We start from the raw sequence: 7,626 nt of genomic DNA, 5'->3' as shown, positions 1-7,626 counted from the left end.
CCCCCCCCTTTCCGAGGTTGTGGTCCCGCGGTCGTGTTTCCGTGGGAAGGCACGCGTGGGGCATCGGCCGGGTCGCGCCCCGGGGTCCGGGACATTCGCCCCGGCGTGACCGGATCGTTGTACTGTGTTGACGCACAATGCGTTCGGTGAATCCACGTGCCGTGTTCCGGGGGCGGAACCGTTCGCCCATCCCACAGCCGGCCCGCCATGCAACTTTTCCCTCAAAGCGGCTCGCTCGTTGCCTGATGGTGGTTCTCTGGGGACGTGAACACCGCAACGGAGCGTGGCCCCGGTTCCGGCCGGGGACTGAACCTGGCGCTGGCCACCTGGGTTTCCGCCATCAACTTCTGGGCCTGGAACATGATCGGCCCGTTGTCCACCACCTACGCGGGTGACCTGTCCCTCAGCAGCTCGCAGGCGTCGATGCTGGTCGCGACGCCGATCCTGGTCGGTTCGCTCGGCCGCATCGCCGTCGGTTCGCTCACCGACCGCCACGGCGGACGGATCATGTTCATCGCGATCTCCCTCCTGTCGATCCTGCCCGTGATCGCGGTGGGTTTCGCGGCCGAGGCCGGATCGTACCCGCTCCTGTTGGTCTGCGGGTTCTTCCTCGGCATCGCGGGCACGATCTTCGCGGTCGGAATCCCGTTCGCGAACAATTGGTACGAATCCGCCCGCCGCGGATTCGCCACGGGCGTTTTCGGCGCCGGCATGGTCGGCACCGCGCTCTCGGCATTCTTCACCCCACGCTTCGTGAACTGGTTCGGGCTCCTCGCGACGCATGTCATCGTCGCGGCCGCCCTCGCCGTCACCGCCGGCGTGTGCGTCCTCGTGATGCGCAACTCCCCGGACTTCCACCCGAACACCGACCCCGTCGTACCGAAACTTGCTGCGGCGCTGAAACTGCGGGTCACGTGGGAGATGTCGTTCCTCTACGCCGTGGTGTTCGGCGGATTCGTGGCCTTCAGCAACTACCTGCCCACCTACATCAAGACCGTCTACGGCTTCTCCGCCGTCGACGCGGGCGCCCGCACCGCAGCGTTCGCCCTCGCCGCGGTGATTGCGCGGCCGATCGGCGGTGCCCTGTCCGACCGGATCGGCCCCAAGCCCGTCGTGCTCGTCTCGTTCGCCGGGACCGCGGTGATGGCCGCCATCGCGGTCCTGCAGCCGCCGCCGGAGGTGTGGGCGGCCACCGACTTCATCCTGCTCGCGGTCTTCCTCGGCGCCGGCACCGGCGGTGTCTTCGCCTGGGTCGCACGACGTTCCCCGGCGAAGTCCGTGGGATCGGTCACCGGCATCGTCGCCGCGGCCGGAGGTCTCGGCGGCTACTTCCCGCCGCTGGTCATGGGCGCGACCTACGACCCCGTCGACAACGACTACACCGTGGGACTGGTGCTGCTCGTCGCCACCGCTTTCGTCGCCCTGCTCTACACCGCGGTCAAGCTGAGGGCCCACGAGAACGCCGCGCACGACAAACCCGGGGCCGGCACGACCACCACGACACGACCCGAAGGGAGATGACGTGACAACCCAGCACACCGGCGGTGCCGCCGAAGAGTTGCTGCGCAGCAGCGGACGGTTCTTCACCCCGGGGGAGATCTCCGACGACGGCCGTACCGTCACCCGCCGCGGCGGCCGCGAAGGCGACATCTTCTACCGGGACCGGTGGAGTCACGACAAGGTGGTCCGATCCACCCACGGCGTCAACTGCACCGGCTCGTGCTCGTGGAAGATCTACGTCAAGGACGGGATCATCACGTGGGAGACGCAGGAAACCGACTACCCCACCGTGGGGCCCGACCGCCCCGAGTACGAACCGCGCGGCTGCCCCCGCGGCGCTGCGTTCTCGTGGTACACGTACTCGCCGACGCGGGTGCGCTACCCGTACGCCCGCGGCGTGCTCGTCGAGATGTACCGCGAGGCCAGGGCGCGGCTCGGCGATCCCGTTCTGGCCTGGGCCGACATCCAGGACGATCCCGACCGGCGCCGCCGCTACCAGCGGGCCCGCGGCAAGGGCGGCCTGGTCCGGGTGACGTGGGCCGAGGCGACCGAGATGATTGCGGCGGCCCACGTGCACACCGTCCGGGAATACGGCCCCGACCGGGTGGCCGGCTTCTCGCCGATCCCCGCGATGTCGATGGTGTCCTTCGCTGCCGGTTCCCGGTTCGTCGAGTTGATCGGCGGCGTCATGACGTCCTTCTACGACTGGTACGCCGACCTTCCCGTCGCCTCTCCGCAGGTGTTCGGGGACCAGACCGACGTACCCGAATCCGGCGACTGGTGGGATGCGTCGTATCTCATGATGTGGGGATCGAACGTGCCGGTCACGCGCACACCCGACGCGCACTGGATGGCCGAGGTCCGCTACCGCGGTACGAAAGTCGTGACGGTGAGTCCCGACTACGCCGACAACACGAAGTTCGCCGACGAATGGATACCGTGCGCGGCGGGCACCGACGGCGCACTGGCGATGGCGATGGGCCATGTGCTGCTGACCGAGTTCTACGTCGAGCAGCGGGTCCCCTTCTTCGTCGACTACGTCCGGCAGTACACCGACCTGCCGTTCCTCGTGAAACTCGAGGAACGCGACGGCCGGCTCGTCCCGGGCAAGAACCTCACCGCGGCCGACCTCGGTCGGGACGTAGAGAACGCGGCGTTCAAGCCGGTGCTGCTCGACGGTGCGACCGACACCGTGGCGGTTCCGCACGGTTCGCTCGGCTACCGGTACGGCGACGACGGTATCGGCAAGTGGAACCTCGATCTGGGCGACCTCGTGCCGGTACTGACCGTCGCACATCCCGGCGGCATCGCCGGCGAGGACGCGGTGACGGTGCACCTCCCGAGCTTCGACACGGTCGACGGGCACGGGGCGAGCATCGAGCGCGGAGTGCCGGTGCGGCGCGTCGGAGAACACCTGGTATGCACCGTGTTCGACCTCATGCTTGCGCAGTACGGCGTCTCCCGTCCGGGCCTACCGGGCGTGTGGCCGACCGGCTACGACGATCCCGCCGTCCCCTACACCCCGGCGTGGCAGGAAGGCATCACGGGAGTTCCCGCCGCCCAGGCGATCCGGATCGCGAAAGAGTTCGCGCGCAACGCGGAGGAATCCGGCGGCCGGTCGATGATCATCATGGGTGCCGGAATCTGCCAGTGGTTCCATGGTGACGCGACCTACCGGGCGGTGCTGGCGTTGCTCCTACTCACCGGGTCGATGGGCCGCAACGGGGGTGGCTGGGCCCACTACGTCGGGCAGGAGAAGTGCCGCCCCGTCACCGGCTGGGCTGCGATGGCGATGGGCACCGACTGGAGCCGGCCGCCGCGGCAGATGGCCGGTACGTCGTACTGGTACGTCCACACCGACCAGTGGCGCTACGACGGGTACCGCGCCGACGCGCTGGCGAGCCCGCTGGGCCGCGGCCGGTTCCGGGACAAGCACACGATGGACGTGATGACCTCCGCGGTCGCGATGGGGTGGACCCCGTTCTACCCGCAGTTCGACCGCAACACCCACGAGATCGCCGACGAGGCGCGGACCGCGGGCGTGGACATCCCCGCGTACGTCGCCCGGAAACTCGCGAGCGGCGAGGTGAAACTGTCGGTCACCGACCCGGACAACCCGCGCAACTGGCCGCGGGTGCTCAACGTGTGGCGGTCCAACCTGCTCGGCTCGTCCAGCAAGGGCAACGAGTACTTCCTGCGGCACCTGCTCGGGACCGACTCGAACATCCAGGGCGTGCCGACCGGTCCGGACCTGCGCCCGCACGACGTCGCCTGGCCGGACGACCTGCCCGAAGGCAAGCTCGACCTGCTGATGTCGATCGACTTCCGGATGACGTCGACCACGCTGTTCTCCGACGTGGTGCTGCCCGCCGCGACGTGGTACGAGAAGGGCGACCTGTCGAGCACCGACATGCACCCCTACATCCACGCCTTCAGTCCCGCGATCGACCCGCCGTGGGAAACGCGTTCCGACTACGAGGCATTCGGCGCCATCGCGAAGGTGTTCAGCGCGCTGGCGGCGAAGCATCTCGGAACCCGCACCGACATCGTGCTCGGCACACTGCAGCACGACACCCCGGGCGCGATGGCGTATCCGTCGGGCACGGAGAAGGATTGGCGCGTCACCGGGGAGGTGCCGGTGCCGGGCAGGACCATGGGCCCGCTCGTGGTGGTCGAACGGGACTACACCGCGATCGCCGACAAATGGTCGACCCTCGGGCCGCTCGTCGACACCCTCGGCCTGACCACCAAGGGCGTCACGACACGTCCGGTGCAGGAGGTCGCGGAGCTCGCCGCGAAGTTCGGTGTGATGAATTCCGGTGCGGGGGAAGGACGCCCGGCGGTCACGAGCGCCGAACGCATGGCCGATGTCATCCTCGCGCTGTCGGGCACCTCGAACGGCCGGCTCGCCGTCGAGGGCTTCCGTGAACTCGAGAAGCGCACCGGTCGCCGGCTCGTGCACCTCGCCGAGGGCAGCGAAGAACGCCGCATCACCTACGCCGACACCCAGGCCCGGCCGGTCCCGGTGATCACCAGCCCGGAATGGTCCGGCAGCGAGACCGGCGGGCGCCGCTACGCGCCGTTCACGGTGAACATCGAGGAACTCAAACCGTTCCACACGCTCACCGGCCGCATGCACTTCTACGTCGATCACGACTGGATCGAGGAACTCGGCGAGCAGCTGCCGACCTACCGTCCGCCGCTGGACATGTCGCGCCTGTTCGGCGAACCCGCGGTGGGCAGCGGCGACGGCGTCGGACTGACCGTGCGGTACCTCACCCCGCACTCGAAGTGGTCGATCCACTCCGAGTACCAGGACAACCTGTTCATGCTGTCCCTCTCGCGGGGCGGCCCGACCATGTGGATGAGCCCGGGGGACGCGGCGACGATCTCGGTGCGTGACAACGACTGGGTCGAGGCCGTCAACCGCAACGGCGTCGTGGTGTGCCGCGCGATCGTCTCGCACCGCATGCCCGACGGCGTCGTGTACGTATACCACGCGCAGGAACGCACCATCGACGTGCCGCTCACCGAGACCACCGGCACCCGCGGCGGCATCCACAACTCGCTCACAAGGATCCTGATCAAGCCCACGCACCTGGCGGGTGGCTACGCGCAGACGTCGTTCGCGTTCAACTACCTCGGCCCCACCGGAAACCAACGCGACGAGGTGACGGTCGTACGCCGCCGGTCGCAGGAGGTCACGTACTGATGTCGACGCCCACGACCACGATCCGGGAAGCGAGGCCGGCATGAAGGTGATGGCCCAGATGGCGATGGTCATGAACCTCGACAAGTGCATCGGCTGCCACACGTGCTCGGTCACCTGCAAACAGGCCTGGACCAACCGCTCCGGCACCGAATACGTGTGGTTCAACAACGTCGAGACCCGACCAGGCCTGGGATATCCCCGTACCTACGAGGACCAGGAACGCTGGCGCGGCGGATGGATCCGCGACCGGAACGGCCGGCTACGGCTGCGCGACGGCGGCCGGTGGAACAAGCTGTTCCGGATCTTCTCGAACCCGAAGATGCCGGCGATCGACGACTACTACGAACCGTGGACCTACGACTACGAGAACCTCACCACCGCGCCGCTCGGCGACCAGATCCCGGTGGCGCCGCCGCGCAGCCTGATCAGCGGCAAGCCGATGAAGGTCGAATGGTCGGCGAACTGGGACGACGACCTCGGCGGCTCGCCGGAGATCGTCCCCGCCGATCCGGTGCTGAAGAAGGTCGGCGAGCAGGTCCGGCTCGAACTCGAACAGACCTTCATGTTCTACCTGCCGCGCATCTGCGAGCACTGCCTGAATCCGTCGTGCGTCTCGTCGTGCCCCTCGGGAGCGATGTACAAGCGTGTCGAGGACGGCATCGTTCTCGTCGACCAGGACCGCTGCCGCGGCTGGCGGATGTGCGTGTCCGGCTGCCCCTACAAGAAGGTGTACTTCAACCACAAGACCGGCAAGGCCGAGAAGTGCACGCTGTGCTACCCGCGCGTGGAGGTGGGCCTGCCCACCGTGTGCGCGGAAACCTGCGTGGGCCGGCTGCGGTACATCGGGCTCGTGCTCTACGACGTCGACCGGGTGCTCGAGGCCGCGTCCGTCGAGGACGAGAAGGACCTCTACGAGGCACAGCGGCAGGTGCTGCTCGACCCCCACGACCCGGAGGTGATCGCCGGCGCCCGCGCCGAGGGCATCTCCGACGAGTGGATCGAGGCCGCCCAGCGGTCGCCCGTGTACGCGCTGATCAACACGTATCGGGTTGCGCTGCCTCTGCACCCGGAGTACCGCACGATGCCGATGGTCTGGTACGTGCCGCCGCTCTCGCCGGTCGTCGACGCGGTGACCCGCGAGGGCCACGACGGCGAGGAGATCGGGAACCTGTTCGGTGCGCTCGAATCGCTGCGCATCCCGATCGAGTATCTGGCGGGGCTGTTCACGGCGGGCGACACCGACGCCGTCGAAGCGGTGCTGCACCGGCTCGCCGCGATGCGCTCGTACATGCGCGACATCAACCTGGGCCGGGCCACGCGGCCGGACATCCCCGATGCCGTGGGCATGACCGAGGAGCAGATGTACGAGATGTACCGATTGCTCGCCCTCGCCAAGTACGACGAGCGGTACGTGATCCCGACCGCCTACGCGGCCGAAGGCCACCAGCCCGAGGAATCCGCCACCGACTGCGCGTTGTCGTTCGAGGGCGGCCCCGGCATGTACGACTCCGGGCCGTTCGGCGAGGCCAGCGGAGGTCCCGTTCCCGTCGCGGTGGAAACCTTCCACGCGCTCCGGCAGCGGCAGACCTCCGAGGGGATGGCGGCGAACGCGTCGAATCCCTCCCGCGTGAACCTGCTCAACTGGGACGGCAAGGGCGTGCCCCAGGGCCTGTTCCCGGCCGGGCACCGAGCCGAGAACCCGGGGAGCGAGCGATGAGGGCGCTGCTGCGCCGTGGGGCGCGCGACACCGCGTCGCGGCACCTGCAGCACCGGCTGATCCGGCAGGCGGCGTCGCTGCTGCTGGCGTACCCCGACGAGCGACTGCCGTCCCGTCTCGCGACCGTCGACCGGCTTCTCGGGCACATCACCGGGGAACCGGCGGAGCTGCTGGGCCGGACCCTCGCCGCCCTGCGCGACGCCGATCCCTTCGCCGCGCAGTCCGACTACGTCGACACGTTCGACATGCGCCGGCGCTCGACGATGTACCTCACGTACTGGACCGGCGGCGACACCCGCAACCGGGGCGCGGCGATCCACGCGTTCGCGCAGGCCTACCGCGACGCCGGCGCGGAGTCGCCGCCCGGGGAAGCGCCCGATCACCTCCCGGTGGTGCTCGAATTCGCCGCGACCGTCGACCCGGACGCGGGGGAGCAGCTGCTCGCCGCGCACCGCAGCCCGATCGACGTGCTCCGGGTCGCGCTCGGCGAACGCGATTCCCGGTATGCGGCGACGATCGAGGCGGTGTGCGCGACGCTGCCCCCGGTCGGCGATCAGGAAGAGCGCCGCGCCCGGCAGCTCGCGGAGGCCGGGCCGCCGGCCGAGGCGATCGGCCTGGAACCGTTCACCCTCACCGTCCCACCGCGCCGGACCGCAACCGTCTCGGCCCGGACCCGAGCCGAAGGAGTCGACTGACC

At 69.1% G+C, this 7,626-nt stretch carries 4 protein-coding genes; all 4 read left to right on the top strand.

All coding sequences use genetic code 11. The annotated features are described in order from the left end of the window. The first annotated feature begins 264 nt into the window (after positions 1-264). From ACWPOB_RS11410 to narJ, 4 genes are read left to right on the top strand one after another with little or no spacing between them, the layout of a single operon-like run. The gene (locus tag ACWPOB_RS11410) at positions 265-1,521 is read left to right on the top strand and encodes a nitrate/nitrite transporter (RefSeq protein WP_100056178.1); all 1,257 of its coding nucleotides are present in this window, start codon (positions 265-267) and stop codon (positions 1,519-1,521) included. 1 nt (position 1,522) lies between these two features. Next, positions 1,523-5,212, top strand: coding sequence for a nitrate reductase subunit alpha (locus tag ACWPOB_RS11405; protein WP_455400868.1), 3,690 nt, complete (start codon positions 1,523-1,525; stop codon positions 5,210-5,212). 40 nt (positions 5,213-5,252) lie between these two features. Then, a complete protein-coding gene (gene narH / locus ACWPOB_RS11400) occupies positions 5,253-6,929 on the top strand; it encodes a nitrate reductase subunit beta (RefSeq protein ID WP_455400867.1) in 1,677 nt (558 codons plus the stop codon). Continuing rightward, positions 6,926-7,624, top strand: coding sequence for a nitrate reductase molybdenum cofactor assembly chaperone (gene narJ / locus ACWPOB_RS11395; protein WP_455400866.1), 699 nt, complete (start codon positions 6,926-6,928; stop codon positions 7,622-7,624). The genes narH and narJ overlap by 4 nt, the downstream gene beginning before the upstream one ends. Positions 7,625-7,626: the final 2 nt, after the last annotated feature.

The sequence above is a fragment of the Rhodococcus sp. 2H158 genome (assembly GCF_053764755.1).
This window is presented reverse-complemented; position numbering and strand designations above follow the sequence as displayed.

Bases quoted from the DNA above. Each gene is read 5' to 3' on its own strand.
- narJ (WP_455400866.1), top strand. From the start codon at position 6,926: ATGAGGGCGCTGCTGCGCCGTGGGGCGCGCGACACCGCGTCGCGGCAC.
- narH (WP_455400867.1), top strand. From the start codon at position 5,253: ATGAAGGTGATGGCCCAGATGGCGATGGTCATGAACCTCGACAAGTGC.